Origin of the sequence: Halomonas sp. 3A7M, from assembly GCF_014897875.1 — a bacterium.
Lineage (GTDB): Bacteria > Pseudomonadota > Gammaproteobacteria > Pseudomonadales > Halomonadaceae > Vreelandella.
This window is the reverse complement of the sequence record NZ_JABUZD010000145.1, coordinates 31,497-49,752: the sequence shown is the minus strand read 5'-3', so window position 1 is coordinate 49,752 and position 18,256 is coordinate 31,497. Positions and strand designations below refer to the sequence as shown.

Below are 18,256 nucleotides of genomic sequence, written 5' to 3'. Positions count from 1 at the left end.
TGTCAATGGCTAAACGGTGCGGTAATAACCTCAACTGTTTCGTTGCGGATGGCGTTGTAGAAACAATTGGGCCGCCCGGTGTGGCAGGCTGGTCCGTGCTGATCAACCCGTAGCAGTATCGCGTCGCCGTCGCAGTCTAGCCGCGACTCGACCAGCCGCTGGCGATGGCCGGAACTCTCGCCCTTGCGCCACAGAGCCTGCCGCGAGCGTGACCAGTAGCACACTTGGCCGGTTGCTAGCGTTTCGAGTAACGCCTCGCGGCTCATCCAGGCCAGCATCAGGACCTCGCCGCTGTCGTGCTGCTGCGCGATGGCCGTGATCAAGCCGTCGGCGTTCCAAGGAATGGCGTCGATCACCGCTGCCAGCGGTCGGCGCTCGCCACGCTCGGCATTTTCTAGCTGCATCCAGATGTTCATCAGTGACTCGCATTGCATATTATTTATGTTATAACATAACATAATTGATGCCTTGAATAGCAAGGCTTGCTGGGAGCCCAGCGCGTTAATACGTAATCCAACTGCGGAGATGATGATGAAGACACGTGCAGCCATTGCCTGGGAACCCAATCGGCCACTAGAAATTGAAGAAATCGATCTGGAGGGCCCGAAAGAGGGCGAAGTCTTAGTCAGGATTGTCACCACCAGTCTGTGTCACACGGATATGTTTACGCTATCCGGCAAAGACCCCGAGGGCTTGTTTCCTTGTGTGCTGGGGCATGAGGGGGTGGGCATCGTCGAGGAGCTTGGGCGTGGGGTAACCTCGGTAAAACCCGGCGACCATGTGATTCCGCTCTATACACCGGAGGATCCCAACTGCCCCTATATTCGTTCGGGTAAGACCAATCTCTGCCAGACCATCCGCAAGACCCAGGGACAGGGGCTGATGCCGGATGGCACTAGCCGTTTCTCCTATAGAGGTAAAATGCTGCACCACTATATGGGCACTAGCACCTTCAGCGAGTACACGGTGCTGCCCGAAATCGCCGTAGCCAAGATCAGCCGTGAGGCCCCCCTGGCCAAGGCGAGTGTGATGGGGTGTGCGATACCCACCGGCATTGGAGCAGTAAGGAATACCGCCAAGGTCAAGCCAGGCGATACGGTGGCAGTGTTTGGGTTGGGCGCCGTCGGTATGGCCGTTATTCAAGGTGCTAAGCTCCAGGGGGCTGGGCGGATCATCGGCATCGATGTTAATCCGGCCAAGTTCCCGCTCGCCTTGTCACTGGGCGCGACGGAGTGCCTTGACCCGAACGATTATCCCGAGCCGCTACACGAGGTGATCATCGAGATGACCAATGGTGGCGTTGATTTCTCTTTCGAAGCCGTTGGCAACGTTCGCTTAATGCGCGCTGCGCTTGAATGCTGTCATAAGGGGTGGGGAGAAAGCATCATCATCGGCGTGGCGGGGGCAGGTGAAGAGATTTCGACACGTCCCTTCCAACTGGTGACGGGTAGGGTTTGGCGGGGCAGCGCGTTCGGCGGTGTGCTGGGGCGCTCCGAGCTGCCGGGCATGGTCGATGAGTGGCTGTCAGGGCGTTTCGACGTTGATCCCTACATCACGCACAATATGACCCACGATAATATCAATACCGCGTTTGATCTGTTGCGCCGTGGCGAAGCGATTCGCTCGGTTATCCACTTTCAACCACAGGAAACGATGACAGGGCCCCTACCGGGCAAGCTGGTCGGTGAGACATTTAATAAACCTCAACCGGCGTGAGGCTTATTGCTGACCGTACCTGAAATGGCGAGTCGCTTTGTTTCATTTAATCCGTCCATTTAATCCATCCAATGCCAGGGTGGTTCGTCCAACCATCCCTGGCCTAGGATAACGGTTTCGCCAAATTCTTTATTCAGAGCGATTGAGTTACAACTCTCATCTTTTTCCAAAGTAGCTACTAAGCGTGGCGCGTGGGAAACCACCCAAACCTGGGTTTCCCGCGAAGCACGAATAATCAGGCGCCCCAGTGCTGGTAACAAATCCGGATGTAGACTGGTTTCTGGTTCATTTAATACCAGCAGTGAAGGTGGCCTGGGGGTGAGCAGTGCTGCTACCAAAAGCAGGTAGCGCAGTGTGCCATCGGATAATTCCGACTGGTTTAAGGGGCGCAGCAGTCCATCCTGAAGAAATTGTAATAGGAAGCGGTTACCGGCGTCGGCTGCAAAATTGATGGTTGCACCGGGAAAGGCGTCTTCAATCGCCTCGTACAACGCTTCTCTGTCGCCAATCTCGTGGATGGTTCGTAATGCGGCCACTAGGCTGTGGCCATCGTGATCCAGCACCGGGGTGCGGGTACCAATCTGTGGGGTGCGGATAATAGATTGCGAATCGGTTCGGAACTGGTCATAGAAGCGCCAACGACGAATGGCTTGCCGGACCGCATGAACCTCAGGCACGGCGATTGGGTCACTGATTTCGTTCAAAATGCTTTCGTAGCTATTGAGATGGGCGTCGTAAACCTGCCATTTGCGGCCAACACGCACTTTCACCACTGGTCCGACTCGGTCGATCAGGCAGCTGCTGGGGCGGCAGACGTCGCCAGCCCAAATACACTCGCGCTTTATCTCGGGGTCGAACTGGAACATGGAAGGGTCCCCGTAGCCAGCAAACCCCTGCGGCGCGGGCATTCCCAGCGAAATGGCGTAACCAAAGTCTTCACCCACAAAACCCAGCCTAAGGCGGGGGTTGTTCCTCTTGGCGGAGCCTTCAATGGGCGCAGTGCCATCTTTCATGCTTTTGGTAAGTTTTTCCGGGCCAGCCCAGAAGGTGTAATCAAGCCCGCCTTCCTGGGCAATCGATGAGATCAGATTACCTTTGGCCGTCTCTGCCAGTAGCCGCAGCGATTTATACAGGTTGGATTTTCCACACCCATTGGGTCCGGTAACCACATTGAGACCTGTTAGGGGGGAGACAACGTTTTTCAGACTGCGATAGTTGGATACGGCAAAGGCGTTAATCATAGGCGCTGAGATCCGCGATAAAAAAGTTTATCTGGCTGTTTTTTCCGGAGGGGGCAGCATACGCAGACAAGCATCTGCCACTTGGTGTGCAAAGCGTGCACGGTCGTTAGCCTTGGCTGCAATGATATCGTCTGTGGCGCCATGCACCCCTGAATAAATAAGTAGGGCCACTACCCTTGGTTGCTCCACTCGCCAGGTGCCTGCCAATTGTCCACCTTCAATGATGTCTAGCAGTTGATCAAGAAGGGCGTTCCTGGCTTGGTTGGAACGATCATGATGGTGATGGTTGGTGTAGACGATATCGTGCGTTCGGTATGTTTGTGCATACACGTCGACGCTGACTTCAATCCATGTTCTCAATCGCTGCAGCCAATCGTGGTCTGGGCAGGCGTCCAGAGCTTTCTGGAGGCGCGCTAGAAAGTCAGCCGTGTACCGTTCACCCAAAGCAACCAGCATGTCGTTCTTGGATGAGAAGTAGTGATAGAACGTGCCTTTGGCTACTTGGGCTTCCTTAACAATTTCGTTGATTGTTGTGGCTTCAACGCCTTTGGCCAGGAAGAGCTTTTCGGCGGCAGTCATCAGCTCATTTAGGCGAATTTCGGCTGGTTTGGTTCTGGGCGTTTTAGCTGCCTGCGGCGTTGGCTTCGTTGTTTGATGATCCATTATGTCGATTTTTAACTCTTGGTTGGCTTCAACATCCCTTAGAAAATACGGCCTAGTTTAGGCGAGCTAAGGCTCAGAGCATAGGCGAACGATACTGTATAATTGATTGACCGACGGTCGGTCGGTTTGTATATTTAAGGAAAGAGCACGCAATTTTCGATCTCACCGTAAGGAATTGTCATGCAGCCTTCTCGCCGCTACGGCGCATTGTGCGCTGTTTGTCTTGGAAGCTTTATTGCCACACTTGATATCAGCATCGTCAATGTGGCGCTCCCTACCATGCAGATGGCATTGCGCACCGATATCGTAGGGCTGCAGTGGGTAGTCAACGCTTATGCGATCTGCCTATCTGGCTTCATGTTGTCTGCGGGTCCAATAGCGGATAGATATGGTCAAAAGCGCGCTTGGCTCAGTGGTGTCATCCTGTTCACGCTGGGCTCGGCATTGTGCGGCTGGGCGCCGTCATTACCGGTGTTGCTGGTGGGTAGGGCTCTCCAGGGAACTGCGGGCGCTTTCCTGATCTGTGGTGCTATGCCTATTCTTACCTCTGCCTTTCCCGATCCAAAGGAGCGTTCGCACGTAATCGGTGCTTGGTCAGCCTCCAACGCCTTGGCGCTAATCCTGGGGCCGTTATGCGGGGGACTATTGCTGGATCATTTTGGCTGGCAGAGCATTTTTTTGATTAATCTTCCTCTGGGGATATTGGTCGTTGTGCTAGGCATGTACGGCATTAAAGAGCGTAAGTATCCCGAACACGCTGCACGTGATCCGTTGGGCCAAGTTCTCAGTGTGGTAGCCCTGGGCGCGTTGGCGTTTGGCATGATTGAGGCAGGCGAAAATATCACAATGGGGGGCATTGCCTTGATGGTCGCCGCGATCAGCTTTGTACTGTTCGCGGTGGTAGAAAGTCGAGTAGAGCGGCCTTTACTGCCGATAGCACTACTGCAGGAGCGCGCTTTCTTAGTGGCGAATTTTGCCTCGTTCATATTGGGATTCTCTTACTACAGCAGCCTGTTCTTTTTCTCGATTTTTCTCCAGCAGATTCAGCATTGGTCGCCTGTTGAGGCTGGCTGGCGCATGATGCCGCAATTTGTCATGACGCTGTGCGTTTCTCTGCTATTCGGAAGATTAAATAAGCTGATTCCTCTACGGCGGTTAACGGCAGTAGGATACGGCTTCGCTGGGCTCGCTTTGCTATTAATGGCAACGGCCACGGCACAAACACCTTACTGGATTGTAGGGGGATGGTTTGCGTTACTCGGTGTCGGGGTGGGGCTGGCAGTTCCTGCCACTAGCATTGCCGTGATGAGCCTGGCATCGGCCGAACTATCGGGAGCCGCCTCTGCAACAATGAATGCACTCCGCCAAGCTGGCATGACAATTGGTATTGCGCTGCTTGGTACATTAATGAGTGAGCGGGCAATTCATGTTTTTGCCTCTGCTTCTGCCGTAGTTGAGAGAGGAGTTGAACAAGGAGTTGAACAAGGAGTGGGTAGTGTGGAGCAGATTGCGCGTGAGGCTATTACTCAGCACGTATTCCCCAACACCTCAATCGCTCTTCAAGACCTTTTTACCCGCGCGATGGAAAGTGGTTTTCATTTGGCAATGTTGTTGGCAGGGCTCGCCTGTTTTGGCGTACTAAGCTTGCTGCTCATGGGTAATCTTCATGCAGGCCAACGATATAGCCCTAGTTCCAGTCCATAGATGACACTGTAACTTCCTCTAGGCGTGTTAATCGCTGTCTCAAGATGGAAACTACCGCTACCCGCTAATGAGAATTAGCGGAGTCGTCGGCAGGGATAAAGGTTGCAGGCTCTGCCACTGGAGGTAGCTGCTTGTTTTCCAGAGTTGCCAAGGCAATCTTGTAGCAATCCTCGATATGTCGGTTGCCCATGTACTTCATGGCAGTAAAACTAATACTGCCTGCCACAGCGCTGCCAATAAAGGGAACAAACTTAGAAACACCTTTGGCAGCAACTTTAACGCCCATCTTGTTCAGCAGCGTTATGATTAACGTCTTGGTGATGTATTTTCCGGCTAACTTGCTTCCCGTATTGGAAATGGCGGTCATCACAAAAAGCTTGGTTTCAGTGTCTAGGCTTTCGATTTGTTCAGGCGATAAACCAAACTGGGCATTAATCTTGGGAATTATGCGCATCAAGATGGCCACGTCTGAGCCGATATCCAGCCCAGGTATGGGAATAATGGCGGTGCCTGCCGAGATCCCTGCGCTTTTGGTCACCATCGAATAGCATGACTTTTTAATAGCGTCGAGTTGTTCCCTTGTCTCAATCATGCGGTGTTCCTTTGTTACGATACTGAACTGCGATATTGCAGGGGGCAGCCTTTACGCCGTCACTTCTCCGCATCCCCGCTCGGTGCAGGTGGGTTGGTGGTCATACAGCGTTTGAATGATCTGACAGTTAGCCGCCTTGCCGCCTCGGCATTGATGCACCACTTGGCGCAGTTCCCCCGCCAGTGCTTGTAAGGCAGCGATGCGTTCTTCTAAGTGTGCTAGATGACGGCTGGCAATATTATCGGCGGCGGTGCAGTCGGTGTCGGGGTTGTCGGAAAGTGCTAACAACTCCTGGATACTGTGCAGATCTAACCCCAGACTACGGCCATGGCGGATAAAGCCAATGCGTTCTAATGCCGCCTGATCATAAGACCGGTAGCCTTGCTCTCCCCGCTGTGGCGGCGCCAGTAATCCCAGCTTTTCATAATGGCGAATGCTTTCCGGCGAGCATCCGGTTCGGCTGGCAACTTCCCCGATACGATAGTAGCGTTTCATAAGCTTGACCCTGTAACGATTACAGGGTTTAGGCTAGTCGTTATTCTCTTGACTAACAAGCAGGTAACCGACGATGAGTTTGATCAATGAGCTGTTGAGTATTGCGTTAAGCGCCGCGCCTTGGCTGCTGCTGGGGCTGGTGATTGCGGGATTAATTAAGGCGTTAATGCCAGAACATCTATTACAGCGTTGGATGGGGGGGCGTGGGCTGGGCAGCATTTTACGCGCAGCGGTGATTGGTATGCCGTTGCCACTGTGTTCCTGCGGGGCGATTCCCACCGCGCTGGCGTTGCATCGGGGTGGGGCGGGCCGTGGGCCAACCACGTCCTTCCTGATTAGTACACCCGGCGTTGGGGTAGATTCAATGCTCATCACCAGTGTGCTCTTGGGCCCATTAATGGCTCTGGCGCGAGTGTTGGGAGCCTTGGTAACGGCGATAGTGACGGGCATTTTAGTGGGCTTTACTGGCCAATCAGCGCTGCCGAAAAGCACTCCTGTTAGCAGCTGCTGTGCATCAAAAGGGACTGATGATGGCCATGCTCACGCACATGCCACTGAGTCGACAGGGGTGATCGCAGGATTAAAGTATGCCTTTAGTGATTTATTGGATGACATCAGTAGTTGGATGTTTGCCGGTTTATTGTTGGCGGGGGTGCTGGTTACCTTTGTGCCGCCAGAAACCCTGGTAGGTTTTTCGGGTGGCTTGTTGGCGCTAATCCTTATGGCGGTCATCGGTATTCCTTTATATATCTGTGCGACTGCAGCTACACCGGTTGCCGCTGGCTTGCTATTGGCGGGTATTTCACCGGGGATGGCGTTAGTTTTCCTATTGGCTGGCCCTGTGACGAGCCTAGCAACGCTGGCCATTTTGCGGCGTGAATTTGGCAACCAAGCGTTGGCGGTTTATCTGGTGAGCATTCTGCTGGTGACGGTGCTGATTGGCTGGGTGTTCGATCAAGGGCTGGCGATGACTGGGTGGGACCCGGTTCAGCAGGCCAACCAAGTTCAGGAGCTGCTACCTGCATCGGTCGAGTGGTTGGCTTTAGGCGCATTAGTACTGTTCTCAATTCGTCCTATGCGTAAGCGGTTGTTGGGGTTTTAGGTCGCTAACCACTAATAAGTGTTTTGGAAAATTTAATATAAACAGAGCTAGTTCATACCAGTCGTTAACTTTAGAAATGCACTTGTGCTAGGAGGCGTCGACCATAAATAGAGCCATTTGGGTGCCAGTTTTATAGGCATGCAAATGGCTCTTTTGGAAGCGTAGCCAATGCTGCTACTTTCCTCTTTCCTCTTTCCTCTTTCCTCTTTCCTCTTTCCTCTTTCTCCCTTTATTCCGGAAATGTCTCAGTAACCATTATTTCTCTTGACCTCAAGTTAACTAGAGGTTTTACAGTAAGTGCCGATTCTTATTTAGCAATGGCCGATAAAGGGTGGGCAGTGGGTATGCGCAATAGCAATTCGAGATCAATACCGTTGGTAAGAACGATCCTGCTGATCATTCTGATTGGGCTCAACCTGCGGCCATCCATGGCGGCTATTGGGCCGCTGGTTGAGGCAATCCGTCACGATATAAGTCTTTCATTTACACAGTTATCGCTTTTAACCACGTTGCCGGTACTAGCGATGGGGCTAGGGTGTTTTGTTAGCGCATTGCTCGTAAAACGAGTCGGTTTTAATAGCGTGATTACCCTGGCGCTTGCGTCGATTGCTTTATCGGATGCGTTGCATTGGTTTGGCTTCGGGTATACAGGCTTATGGGTAGCAGCGCTGGGTGCCGGCATTGGCATAGCGTTTATCCAGGCCGCACTGCCCGCGGTGATAAAACAGGCGGCAGGCGAGAAAACTCCCATGGTGATGGGGTTCTACATTGCCTCTATTATGGGTGGCGCAGCTCTCGCCGCTGCCATTACTCCTGTAATGAGTGGTTATATTGGCTGGCAGAACGCCTTGGCGTTATGGGGGCTTTTAGCACTTGCAGGACTCATTAGCTGGGTGAGGCGCGGGCGGATACTGCCAGCCCCTTGTCAAAACAGCAGCGTTAGCATTGCTTTTTCAGCGATGGCTCGGCAGCCTCGGTTTTGGTCGTTGGCGATTTTCTTTGGTTTAGGCACGGCGGGTTATACCTGCCTTCTGGCTTGGATTCCTCCCACCTTTATCCATTTAGGTTGGTCTGAAACGCAAGCGGGGCTGGCGCTTAGTTGGCTAACGGCCATTGAGGTGATAGCTGGCCTAACGTTTCCTATCTTGGCTCAACAAATGAAAGACCGCCGCCCGGTGTTACTGCTGGTACTTCTGTTATCGGTGGCGGGTTTCTTGCTGCTTGGGCTGGTGCCTGAAGCAATGGCTTGGCTAGCAATCACGCTACTGGGGTTGGGAATTGGTGGCCTCTTTCCGTTAAGTTTGATTATCACGATGGATCACTCAGACGAGCCCGTGCTCGCTGGCCAGCTGACTGCTTGGGTACAGGGCATCGGCTATCTCATTGCCTCTTTAGCACCTATCGCGGCGGGATTGATAAAAGACTTGCTGGGAGGGTTTGAGCAGGCATGGCTGATGCTTGGGGTGATTTTTATTGGACTGATAGTGATGAGCCTCCGTTTTGATCAATCTAAAGCGCCCCAGCAGCTACGTTTTAGTTAGGGCAAGGAGATTCTCGACAATCTCAATAGAAAAGATAAAACGCTAGTGCTCTCGGTTCGTTGGCACTCAGTTTAATCCAACCACTGCCAGGGCGGTTCGTCCAGCCACCCCTGGCCTAGGATAACGGTCTCGCCAACTCTTTATTCAGAGCGATAGAGTTGCAAGCCTCGTCGCTTTCCAGAGTTGCTACTAAACGTGCTGCGATCATTTAGCTGTCTGGGGTGTATCCTGGCAGTACCGCCTCGGCCTCGAAAGCGATCAGCCATTCCGGCTCGGCAAGGCCGTGCACTATCAACCAAGAGGCCGCTGGTGGCGCGGTGGGAAAGCGGTGTTAGTGCCTCCATCAAGTCCTCGCGACGTTCTGCGCTTCCAGGAGTCTATCGAGGCCGCCACTAGAAGCGCCGCTACTTAGCAGCGCATAGTCCTATGAGAAGTATTCCTGCTTATTCAGGTAATTTTGTAATGACTTTGATTTCAAAATCGAACCCCGCCAGCCATGTCACACCAACCGCCGTCCAGTTCGGGTAGGGTTTCTCCGGGAACGCGCGCGCCTTTGCTTCCATTACCGTGGCAAACTGAGTTTCCGGATCAGTATGGAAGCTTGTCACATCAACGATGTCCTCGAAGCTTGCGCCCGCTGCTTCCAGTACTCTCTGTAGGTTGTCGAAAGCAAGCTGCACCTGGGCGGCAAAATCTGGCTCGGGAGAGCCGTCTTCACGACTGCCGACTTGGCCCGACACAAACAGAAAGTCGCCAGAACGAACGGCGGCGGAATAGGTGTTTTGGTCATAAAGCGCCTGGCGGCCGGAGGGGAAAATAACGTCACGCTTAGCCATGTGAATCTCCTTCAGTAGGTCGAAACCGACCCGTTGTTTACGATGACGTCACTTTAAATCCCCATCTTTGGTGGATAAACGGCGAATGCTGTTCAACATTATTTGTAATTTTCAAACAATCACGGGGGATGATATAGCCATGGATCGCTTTAACGCCATGCAGGCATTTGCCCGAGTAGTGGAAACGGGCAGCTTTACCAAGGCAGCCGAGACGCTCCACATGAGCAAGACCAGCGTGACGCAACTGGTGCAGCAGCTAGAGGCGCGACTGCGTGTAAAGCTGCTCAACCGCACCACACGTAAGGTTAACGTTACGGCTGACGGTGCCGCCTATTACGAGCGCGTTATAAAGCTATTAGCCGATATGGATGATGCTGAAACCAGCCTGTCCAACGCCTCGGTGTTGCCTCGCGGCCGACTAAGGGTGGACGTGCCCAGCCCTTTCGCGCGCATGATCTTGATTCCAGCGTTGCCTGCTTTCCACGCTCAATATCCCGATATTCAAATCGATATGGGGGCGAGTGATCGCATGGTGGATCTGATAGGTGAAAGCGTGGACTGTGTGGTGCGCGGCGGAGAACTCACGGATTTATCATTAGTGGCGCGCCGCGTAGGCGACCTTCAGATCGGCGTTTACGCAGCGCCGAGCTATCTGGAAAGTGCTGGTTTGCCTTTGCACCCGCAAGAACTCTCAGCTCCGCCTCACTACATTGTAGGGCTCCGATGGGCCCGTGCCGGGGTGGATTCACCCTACGCCATGTACCTCAACGGGGGGCGCGTCACCGTACAAGGGCGCTATGTGATTTCGGTCGACGACGGTAATGCCGGTCTTGCGGCAGGCCTAGCAGGGCTCGGCGTAGTGTGGCTTCCTGACTACATGGCCAGGGAACCCGTATCTCGCGGGGAGCTGGTTCGCCTATTTGATGGTTGGTATCTCGATCCAATGCCGATGTACGTCGCTTTCCCACCGAATCGGCATGTAAGCGCCAAGCTGCGCGTGTTTATCGATTGGGTCGTGGAGTTGATGGCTCAGCATGCGCCCATGATTGATCGACGGGAGCAACAGCGATACAAGTAGCTAGTTCACTCGCGCTTTACTCTGGTAATTCCATGAGAGGACACTTATTTTTTTAGCATGGGAGCGCTCGGGGCTTTATGCATAGACTTAATCTTTGGCCGCTCCGCCATAATGCGCGCAAGACGCTCTAAGGCCAGTTCGAGTCGTTCAACCAAGCCTTTCATGAGCACGAGGCGGTCGGCGGGAATGTCGCCGTAGGTCTCAATCGCCGCTTCCAACTGCTGACCGGCTTCGCGAATACCTTGGGGCAGCCGCCCGTTGGCACTCTCTGCAAAACCGTTGGCCAGCGTCTGCAGTAGGTCTTGGTGCGTTTGGCGGATTAACGGATGCGGTGCATCGTCAAGACGGTCACGCAGGCGCAACATCGCAGTGCCCAAGTCGAGCCCTGTCAGGCCTAAAATAAACAGATGGCGTTGGTCCTCGGGGAGCATATCGTCGTGCTGAGCGAGCTGCAGTAGTCGGTCGGCCATATGGCCGCTGAAGCGGGTTTCAGCATCTCGAATCGAACGTCGGCGTAGCCCATCGATATCCTGGGAAATTGCCTTAATCAGACGCCGCCGTCTAAGTCGTGCACCTGGCCCTGGCAGTAGGCGAAAAGCCATAACGACGCAGGTTAGCCCAATCACCACGGCCACCACCCGGTTGGCGAAGCTATCGAAGGAGAAATCCATGCCGTTGCCAGGCATGGTCAGCAGAATGTTGAAAATAGCAAAGGCTAAGCAGTACCCCATAGTGGCCGGGTTAGTAGCTCCCAGTAAGCCTAAAAATAGTGGCGTGCCAAACAGCATCGCTAGCATCGGAAAACCATTGGCTTGGGAGAGCAGTACATGGCCGAACAGAAAGGCGCTGGGAATCGCCGCCAACATGCCTTTGTAAAACATCATCGTGATAGCTACGGGATTTTCGCGGCTGGCGAAGAAGGCTGAGAACAACGTGCCCAGCATCATAGCGATCATGGCGCTATTCCAAGCGGTAACAATCCAGAAGGTTGCCAGTAGCGCAAACAGCAACCCCGAGCGTATGGCGTTAATACTGGCGGCAAGGTGGTCACGGTGCCAAGCTAGCGGCGATGAGCGTAGTTTATGGCGCCCCGGTGAAGCAATTGCCTCGCGGGCATCGAGCATCACCAGCGCATGGCCAATCGATTCGCGAAGCCCCAAGCGAAGGCGCTGGTCGAGTGGGGCGATGCTGTTCTCCTGGTCACTTTCATGAACCTGATGGCGTAGCACCTGGAGTGCTTTTCTTGCTTTAGCGACCCCCTTAACGTGTTCTGCCTCACGAAAGCCCTGAGCGACCCGGCATGCAAGTTCGATACTTTGTGGGTCGAGCCGATCGGCGTGGTCGTACATCAGTTGGTGGAGCGCTTGGAGGTTGGCGAAAAAACGCAGCGTACGCCGCGTTAGCACGTGGGTAGCGCGCACTCGGCCGGGGCCGACAGGACCCTCAAAACGGGCCGCTTGGCTATCGGTTTCCAGTAGTGTTAATGGCTCTAGGCTACTCCGCAGGGCTTTCTGCATCGCTGGAATATCGTTGCTGGCTTCCAAACGCAGGGCGGCATGCTCGAAGGCTTCGTTGATGACGCTGTCGGCCTGGGTGGCAAGGTGCGTACCCACATGAGATGGCCAGAGTAGTGAGCTGACCAGCATCGCGCAGACTGCGCCTAGCCCCAGTTCGGAAAGCCGGGCCATGGCGATATCGAAAATACCCGCTGGTGTGCTACCGCTGGAAATCACCACGATCAGCATCGCGGTGACGGCAGCCATCAGGCAGCCGTAAGTGTAGTTGTTACGCCACAATGAACCGACATAAGTGCACAGCATAATCCAGGCCGTCAATACGATCAGTGCGGGTATGCGCGCTTGGACGAACAGCGCCATTATCACGATACCTGCAACGGCACCGATAACAGTGCCGGTAAGCTGGCAAATGCCTTTTTCAATCACCATGCCACTCATCGGTCGAACCTGGAGAAAAGCAGCCGACATTAGTGCCCAGTAAGGTCTTTCCAGGTCGAACCAGAGAGCCACATAGAGTGCCAGCATCATAGCCAAGGTGGTTTTGATAGCGAACTTGACCGCTGTGGCATTGGGCGTCAGGTAGGTATTAACAAACGGCGACATGGATCACTCAGGCTGTTCGGCAGCGTGGACGCGTACCGTTGCTGTCATACCGACGCTAAGCAGCGTGTCGTCAGGGACGTTGTCTAACGAAATGCGTACTGGGATACGCTGAGCCAAGCGCACCCAGTTAAACGTTGGTGCCACCTGCGGTAGCAGTTGCTGGTTGAGGGTCGTGTTGCTATCGGCAATACCTCGGCCAATACCCGCCACCCGGCCATCCAGCTGGGGGGCGCCGTTCATTAGAATGATCTCGACCGGATCGCCTACATTGATCGACGCCATTTTGGTCTCTTCGAAATAGCCAACCACGTAATAAGAGTTGGCGGCGATCAGTGCCATTACCGAGGTGCCACGATTTACGTAGTTACCCGCGACAAATTGCACGTTAAGTACATGGCCGCTGACTGGCGCCGTTACTTGTGTTCGTTCTAAATCAAGCTGGGCACTGATGAGGTCGGCCTGGGATTGATTGAGATCGGCGGCAGCAATACGTGAGTTGATTTGGGCAACCTGCTGGTCTTCTGCGCTAATCGCACGACTGCTACGCAGTTGGTTACGCCGGCTCTCTTCTGCGCGGCTGAGTTCGAGCGTTGCTTGACGGTGTTCAACCGTGGCCTGGGCTCTGTCGACTGCCGTTTGATAGCGTGTGTCATCAATCTCAAACAGTACGTCGCCCTGGTTAACGTAATCGGTATCGGTGACATTGAGCGTATGCACCCAACCCGATACATCAGGCGCAATTGTGACGACCTCTGCATGAATGCGAGCGTCGCGGGTCCAGGGAGTATAAAGATAGTAACGCCATAGCCAGGTACCGGCGGCAATCGCAAGTGCGACAATAGCCAGAGTGAGTAGCAATCGGAGCGAATGGCGCATCAAGAACCCCCGAGCAGGATAGTAAATACACAGGTAATGCCAGCCGTAAGGATGACGAAGAGCGACAGGTCGAACCACGCTGCGTACCACAACGTATGCTGCCCCAACACCCAGTGAAGCAGCGTGCGGGTCACCAGCGTGACGATGAAGCCCAATAGGGCATAGATCAGCAGTGGGCTAAGAAGGATGCCACCGAAAGCGATTTCCTGAAGACCCATAATATCCTTGAATAGCTGGAGAACAATAATAGAAACAATATGAGTAAGTTTACTCTCGGAGGGTCAGTAGTTTTGCGACCACTGCTGACGCTGCCAATAACCAGCAGTATAGAAAGCGTAAGCTAATCTTGCTTTATCGCAATACGCGCAGTTTAGGTGTTAAGCATGAGGCCGATCTATACACAACCGCCAAGCGGCACTCTTCATGCCACTCTCTTCAAGCCACTCTTTTCAAGCCACTTGGCGTATACGAACTGAGCTAGCGCTTGGTGAGTATGATGACTAGCTGTGTTGCCGCACCTACCGCGGCGACAACCCCTGCCCCCATCGCTAGTGTCGAAACGGGAAGCTGGAGGGTCAAGATAATGCCTCCGCTCGCTGCACCAATGGCACTGCCTAAATAGAGCGCTGATTCATTAAGTGCAACCGCCAGATTACCGTCGCCGTGAGGTTGGCGCGTACGAATCAGCTCGTTGTTTTGTGGCACTTGCAGCGCCCAGCCCACAGCACCCCAAAGCGCAATAGGTAGTAACGTCAGCAGTGGGTGAACCGACGCCGTGACAGGCAGAGCAATGAGCGCTAAAGAGAGCAGCAACATAATCGCCAGGGTAATCACAGGGCCGATAAATCTGTCCACCAGAGGCCCAATCAGAAAACTGCCCACGACGCCGCCAATCCCCCATACCCATAAATAACCGGTAATCGACCGAACAGCGCCTGACTCGGTAGCCGTCATAAAAGGGGCGATAAAGGTATACATACCCAAACTGGCAACGGCGCCCAATAAGGAAACCGCCAGAATGGCCATGGCATGCGGGGCTTTCAAAATAGCCAGCTTGCGGGCAAGCGGCAGTGACGGTAGGGAGGGTAGTAAAGGCAGTTTGGCGTGAAGCCCAGCATAGGCGATGATGCCGAGTGCTGAAATAAGCCACATCGCTGATTCCCAGCCTAAACGTTCCGCCAGCAACAGGCTGAAAGGCACCCCTAACACCGTGCCACTCGCCATGCCGCCCATAATGATAGCAATCGCTTTACCGCGGCGGGCTTCAGTCGTGATGGCGGCTGAGGCGGCAATGCCCATCGCAAGATAAACCCCTGCGCCAACGCTAGCGACCGCACGCCATATGGCGAGGGATATAAAGCTGCTGGCCAGGGCGCTGGCGATATTGGCCACAATAAACACGGCTAGCGCCAGTAGTAAGCCCACACGTTGATGATGACCGGGCAGAAGGGCAACAACGACAGGCGAGCCTAAGCCATAGGCTAAGGTAAATGCCGTGACTAACTGAGCAGCCGTGGCAGCAGAGACACTAAAGGCATCTTCAATGAGTGGAATGAGCCCTGCCGTTACATAAGAGGCCATCCCAAGCGCAAACGCACCCAGTGCCACTAGATATACCGCTAGACGAGATTGGTCAGCCATCACGCTCTCCATGTTAATTAAGGATCGAAAAATCACCGGGCGTTCTGCCAGCGAAGGGCTATTCTGGAGAGGCTTTAAGAGGGGTACAATTTAACTGTTTATGCTATTACTAAAAATACTAAGCTATTAAAGGTAACAAAATGACGGCTCCCCGGACGCTGACTCGAGCGCGGCAAGACTTGGCTGAGTTTCTACGTAAACATCGAGAGAAAATCGCACCGGAAGAGGTGGGCCTGCCTCGTGGCCGCCGAAGGCGTACGCCAGGGTTAAGGCGAGAAGAAGTCGCCGCCTTAGCGGGCGTGGGTCTGACTTGGTATACCTGGTTAGAGCAGGGGCGCGATATTAGCGTCTCGGCGACTTTTCTGGACAATCTAGCCAAAGCGCTTAAGTTGGATGCAGCTGAGCGACGCCATTTGTTCTTACTGACTCATCAGCGGTTACCCTCTGAACTAGGCAAAACCTGGTGCAGCGTGCCACCGCTGATCCAAACGTTAATGGACGATTTGCCGACACGACCTGCGTATATTCTTAACTTACGTTGGGATGTGCTGGCGTGGAACGGTGCCGCCGATAAGCTGTTCGATTTCTCGTCCCATGTGCCTGAGCGTCGCAATCTGCTGTGGCTGTTATTTACCAACCCTGGTATGCGTCAGCGCTTGTCACCCTGGCAAGCGCAGGTCAGTCAAATGCTCTCCAGCTTTCGGCGCGACTTTGCCCGTGCGGCGCAAGACCCCACCATTGATGAGCTTATCGAAGAGTTAACCAAGGTTTCGCCTGAGTTTAAGCTGATGTGGAAAACCCAGGAGGTCAACGCCCCCTGCCAGGGAGTGCGTCATCTTTACCTTGAAGGGCTGGGCGAGGTGGCGTTCGAGCACACGACACTCATTGTCGATGAAGAGCGCCATCTACGGCTGGTTTATTATGCCCACCAAGGTGACTACACGGAGAAGCAAGCTTTTAATCGATGGGTTGCCGCTAATGAGGGCGATAGTATTCTTAAAGAAAATAATAATGATTTGTATTAACTGATAGCTGTTATTAGAATATCCCTCCGTTTGCTGATCGTTTATCGGAGGGGGAATGCCTGTTTCAGCTGAGAATACGCCATTAGCCGAGATGTATAGTGCACATCACGGTTGGTTGCAGCGTTGGCTGCAGCGTAAAACGGGCTGTAGCTGGCAGGCGGCTGATCTGGCTCAGGATACCTTCCTGCGCATTCTCTCCTCCCCAAGTAATTCCTCCCAAATTAGTAAACTGCATGAGCCACGTAACTTTCTGACCACCATCGCCCGCCGGGTATGGGTGGACTTTGTGCGTCGGGATGCATTGGAAAAAGCCTGGCTGGAAGCTTTGAAACAGCAACCTGAGCCAGTGGTCGTCTCGCCAGAAGAGCAGGCCTTGATTCTGGAAACCCTGTTTCAGATTGATGAAATGTTGGAAGGGTTAGGCAACAAGGTAAGCCAGGCATTTTTGCTCTGCCATTTGGAGGGGCTGCGTTATGCCGAGATCGCCGAACGCTTGGGGGTATCCGTCAGCTCGGTGAAAAAGTACATGGCCAAGGCGACTGAACATTGTCTGCTGTTGATGTGCGAAGAATCGCTATGAGCGATACCCAGGCAGCCCGTAAAGATACCCTCAGAGCGGCTGCCCGCTGGTATGCACTGCTGTGCGCGGAGGATGTTACTGAACAGCAAAAACAGGCACATAATGCTTGGTTGGAAGCGGATCCGAATCATGTTCAGGCTTGGCAGCAGGTGGAAAAACTGCGTCAGCAATTGCAGGTGATGCCTGGCACTCTTTCGCTCAATGCGTTGCAGACCAAACAACGCCAGAGTCATAGCCGGCGAGCCGTGCTGCGCGGTTTTGCCTTGTTGGCAGTGGGAAGCGCCCTAGGCTCGTTGGCTTGGCAGCAGGCACCAGTGGAAAGCTGGATGGCCAGCCACCGCACCGCGCGGGGTGAGCGTCGCCAATATACGCTGGCGGACGGTACGCAACTGGTGCTCAATACCGCCACCGCACTGGATGTAGTGGAAACCTCGACCTCACGATTGATTCGTCTCTATGCTGGTGAAATCTTTATTCGCACCCGGGATGGCGCTGAAAACGCCAGCGCTGCTAAAACGCTTCAAGTGCATACCGAGCAGGGCACTGTGGTGCCGTTGGGCACCGTGTTTACCGTGCGCAAGCTGGATACGTCGACCCAGGTTACCGTGTTGGAAGAGGAGGTCGAGTTGATTCCGCAGTCGGCGGGTGGCAAGACGCAACGCCTTGTTGCCGGAGAGCAGGCGCAGATGAGCTCGGTTAATGTGGACGTTGCCACCGCCAACGCTCAGGCGGATAGCTGGACGCGCGGTCTACTGGTGGCGGTAGACTGGCCACTGAGCCGTTTGGTAGCAGAGTTGAGTCGTTACCGTACAGGCATGCTGCGTTGTGATCCCGCTATTGCCGTGCTGAGAGTGTCAGGTGCTTTCCCTATTGATGATACCGACCGGGCGCTCCAAGCCATTGCCAATGCGTTGCCGGTTAGCGTCGACCGCTTGACCCAATATTGGGTAACCCTAAAACCAAGCGAATAAAAACTTGGATTATTTATTGTCCCTTTTTCGATCTCGTTCGACCCAGAGATAAAGCAACCGATTCTGGAATTGACG

At 53.9% G+C, this 18,256-nt stretch carries 18 protein-coding genes; 8 read left to right on the top strand and 10 right to left on the bottom strand.

The features are described 5' to 3' along the window. Positions 1-2: 2 nt before the first annotated feature. On the bottom strand, positions 3-434 hold the full coding sequence (gene hisI, locus INT19_RS12585) for a phosphoribosyl-AMP cyclohydrolase (RefSeq protein WP_442311338.1): 432 nt from the start codon (positions 432-434) through the stop codon (positions 3-5). Positions 435-531: 97 nt separating this feature from the next. Between hisI and INT19_RS12580 the strand changes: the two genes are divergently transcribed. Beyond that, on the top strand, positions 532-1,716 hold the full coding sequence (locus INT19_RS12580) for an S-(hydroxymethyl)glutathione dehydrogenase/class III alcohol dehydrogenase (protein WP_193061003.1): 1,185 nt from the start codon (positions 532-534) through the stop codon (positions 1,714-1,716). Positions 1,717-1,775: 59 nt separating this feature from the next. Here INT19_RS12580 and INT19_RS12575 read toward each other — a convergent pair whose 3' ends face one another. Both INT19_RS12575 and INT19_RS12570 read right to left on the bottom strand, forming a co-directional pair. Then, positions 1,776-2,957, bottom strand: coding sequence for an AAA family ATPase (locus INT19_RS12575; protein WP_193061002.1), 1,182 nt, complete (start codon positions 2,955-2,957; stop codon positions 1,776-1,778). A 27-nt stretch (positions 2,958-2,984) separates the two neighbouring features. Next, positions 2,985-3,620 (bottom strand): TetR/AcrR family transcriptional regulator, encoded by a 636-nt coding sequence (locus tag INT19_RS12570; RefSeq protein ID WP_193061001.1) that lies wholly within the window; start codon positions 3,618-3,620, stop codon positions 2,985-2,987. A gap of 180 nt (positions 3,621-3,800) precedes the next feature. Between INT19_RS12570 and INT19_RS12565 the strand changes: the two genes are divergently transcribed. Next, positions 3,801-5,324: an MFS transporter gene (locus tag INT19_RS12565; protein ID WP_193061000.1), complete on the top strand. Its 1,524-nt coding sequence runs from the start codon at positions 3,801-3,803 to the stop codon at positions 5,322-5,324. A gap of 64 nt (positions 5,325-5,388) precedes the next feature. Here the strand turns inward: INT19_RS12565 and INT19_RS12560 are convergent, their stop codons facing one another. Then, entirely contained in the window at positions 5,389-5,916 is a 528-nt protein-coding gene (locus tag INT19_RS12560; RefSeq protein ID WP_193060999.1) for a hypothetical protein, read from the bottom strand. A gap of 51 nt (positions 5,917-5,967) precedes the next feature. Continuing rightward, positions 5,968-6,411: a MerR family transcriptional regulator gene (locus tag INT19_RS12555; protein ID WP_125745891.1), complete on the bottom strand. Its 444-nt coding sequence runs from the start codon at positions 6,409-6,411 to the stop codon at positions 5,968-5,970. A 73-nt stretch (positions 6,412-6,484) separates the two neighbouring features. Between INT19_RS12555 and INT19_RS12550 the strand changes: the two genes are divergently transcribed. Both INT19_RS12550 and INT19_RS12545 read left to right on the top strand, forming a co-directional pair. Further along, positions 6,485-7,513, top strand: coding sequence for an SO_0444 family Cu/Zn efflux transporter (locus tag INT19_RS12550; RefSeq protein ID WP_193060998.1), 1,029 nt, complete (start codon positions 6,485-6,487; stop codon positions 7,511-7,513). A 344-nt stretch (positions 7,514-7,857) separates the two neighbouring features. Further along, the gene (locus INT19_RS12545; RefSeq protein ID WP_226924612.1) at positions 7,858-9,054 is read left to right on the top strand and encodes an MFS transporter; all 1,197 of its coding nucleotides are present in this window, start codon (positions 7,858-7,860) and stop codon (positions 9,052-9,054) included. Positions 9,055-9,497: 443 nt separating this feature from the next. On the opposite strand, the gene INT19_RS12540 is transcribed toward INT19_RS12545, so the two are convergent. Further along, entirely contained in the window at positions 9,498-9,890 is a 393-nt protein-coding gene (locus INT19_RS12540; protein ID WP_193060996.1) for a RidA family protein, read from the bottom strand. Positions 9,891-10,029: 139 nt separating this feature from the next. On the opposite strand from INT19_RS12540, the gene INT19_RS12535 reads away from it, so the two are divergent. Further along, positions 10,030-10,968, top strand: a complete 939-nt coding sequence (locus INT19_RS12535; RefSeq protein WP_193060995.1) for a LysR substrate-binding domain-containing protein — start codon at positions 10,030-10,032, stop codon at positions 10,966-10,968. A 44-nt stretch (positions 10,969-11,012) separates the two neighbouring features. Here the strand turns inward: INT19_RS12535 and INT19_RS12530 are convergent, their stop codons facing one another. From INT19_RS12530 to INT19_RS12515, 4 genes are all read right to left on the bottom strand, one after another. Beyond that, on the bottom strand, positions 11,013-13,088 hold the full coding sequence (locus INT19_RS12530; protein WP_193060994.1) for an FUSC family protein: 2,076 nt from the start codon (positions 13,086-13,088) through the stop codon (positions 11,013-11,015). Between the two features lie 3 nt (positions 13,089-13,091). Next, positions 13,092-13,964 carry an efflux RND transporter periplasmic adaptor subunit gene (locus INT19_RS12525; RefSeq protein ID WP_193060993.1) on the bottom strand — a complete coding sequence of 291 codons (873 nt, stop codon included), beginning with the start codon at positions 13,962-13,964 and terminating at the stop codon, positions 13,092-13,094. Then, positions 13,964-14,182: a DUF1656 domain-containing protein gene (locus INT19_RS12520; RefSeq protein ID WP_193060992.1), complete on the bottom strand. Its 219-nt coding sequence runs from the start codon at positions 14,180-14,182 to the stop codon at positions 13,964-13,966. The genes INT19_RS12525 and INT19_RS12520 overlap by 1 nt, the downstream gene beginning before the upstream one ends. Positions 14,183-14,441: 259 nt before the next feature. After that, a complete protein-coding gene (locus INT19_RS12515; protein WP_193060991.1) occupies positions 14,442-15,605 on the bottom strand; it encodes an MFS transporter in 1,164 nt (387 codons plus the stop codon). A gap of 140 nt (positions 15,606-15,745) precedes the next feature. On the opposite strand from INT19_RS12515, the gene INT19_RS12510 reads away from it, so the two are divergent. From INT19_RS12510 to INT19_RS12500, 3 genes are read left to right on the top strand one after another with little or no spacing between them, the layout of a single operon-like run. Further along, entirely contained in the window at positions 15,746-16,630 is an 885-nt protein-coding gene (locus tag INT19_RS12510; protein WP_193060990.1) for a helix-turn-helix transcriptional regulator, read from the top strand. A gap of 55 nt (positions 16,631-16,685) precedes the next feature. Continuing rightward, positions 16,686-17,210 (top strand): sigma-70 family RNA polymerase sigma factor, encoded by a 525-nt coding sequence (locus INT19_RS12505; protein ID WP_193060989.1) that lies wholly within the window; start codon positions 16,686-16,688, stop codon positions 17,208-17,210. Beyond that, entirely contained in the window at positions 17,207-18,181 is a 975-nt protein-coding gene (locus INT19_RS12500; RefSeq protein WP_193060988.1) for a FecR domain-containing protein, read from the top strand. The genes INT19_RS12505 and INT19_RS12500 overlap by 4 nt, the downstream gene beginning before the upstream one ends. The last annotated feature ends 75 nt before the right edge of the window (positions 18,182-18,256 follow it).

Bases quoted from the DNA above. Each gene is read 5' to 3' on its own strand.
- INT19_RS12515 (WP_193060991.1), bottom strand. From the start codon at position 15,605: ATGGCTGACCAATCTCGTCTAGCGGTATATCTAGTGGCACTGGGTGCG.
- INT19_RS12560 (WP_193060999.1), bottom strand. From the start codon at position 5,916: ATGATTGAGACAAGGGAACAACTCGACGCTATTAAAAAGTCATGCTAT.
- INT19_RS12565 (WP_193061000.1), top strand. From the start codon at position 3,801: ATGCAGCCTTCTCGCCGCTACGGCGCATTGTGCGCTGTTTGTCTTGGA.
- hisI (WP_442311338.1), bottom strand. From the start codon at position 434: ATGCAATGCGAGTCACTGATGAACATCTGGATGCAGCTAGAAAATGCC.
- INT19_RS12545 (WP_226924612.1), top strand. From the start codon at position 7,858: ATGCGCAATAGCAATTCGAGATCAATACCGTTGGTAAGAACGATCCTG.
- INT19_RS12505 (WP_193060989.1), top strand. From the start codon at position 16,686: ATGCCTGTTTCAGCTGAGAATACGCCATTAGCCGAGATGTATAGTGCA.
- INT19_RS12570 (WP_193061001.1), bottom strand. From the start codon at position 3,620: ATGGATCATCAAACAACGAAGCCAACGCCGCAGGCAGCTAAAACGCCC.
- INT19_RS12535 (WP_193060995.1), top strand. From the start codon at position 10,030: ATGGATCGCTTTAACGCCATGCAGGCATTTGCCCGAGTAGTGGAAACG.
- INT19_RS12550 (WP_193060998.1), top strand. From the start codon at position 6,485: ATGAGTTTGATCAATGAGCTGTTGAGTATTGCGTTAAGCGCCGCGCCT.
- INT19_RS12575 (WP_193061002.1), bottom strand. From the start codon at position 2,957: ATGATTAACGCCTTTGCCGTATCCAACTATCGCAGTCTGAAAAACGTT.
- INT19_RS12525 (WP_193060993.1), bottom strand. From the start codon at position 13,964: ATGCGCCATTCGCTCCGATTGCTACTCACTCTGGCTATTGTCGCACTT.
- INT19_RS12500 (WP_193060988.1), top strand. From the start codon at position 17,207: ATGAGCGATACCCAGGCAGCCCGTAAAGATACCCTCAGAGCGGCTGCC.
- INT19_RS12510 (WP_193060990.1), top strand. From the start codon at position 15,746: ATGACGGCTCCCCGGACGCTGACTCGAGCGCGGCAAGACTTGGCTGAG.
- INT19_RS12580 (WP_193061003.1), top strand. From the start codon at position 532: ATGAAGACACGTGCAGCCATTGCCTGGGAACCCAATCGGCCACTAGAA.
- INT19_RS12555 (WP_125745891.1), bottom strand. From the start codon at position 6,411: ATGAAACGCTACTATCGTATCGGGGAAGTTGCCAGCCGAACCGGATGC.
- INT19_RS12540 (WP_193060996.1), bottom strand. From the start codon at position 9,890: ATGGCTAAGCGTGACGTTATTTTCCCCTCCGGCCGCCAGGCGCTTTAT.
- INT19_RS12530 (WP_193060994.1), bottom strand. From the start codon at position 13,088: ATGTCGCCGTTTGTTAATACCTACCTGACGCCCAATGCCACAGCGGTC.
- INT19_RS12520 (WP_193060992.1), bottom strand. From the start codon at position 14,182: ATGGGTCTTCAGGAAATCGCTTTCGGTGGCATCCTTCTTAGCCCACTG.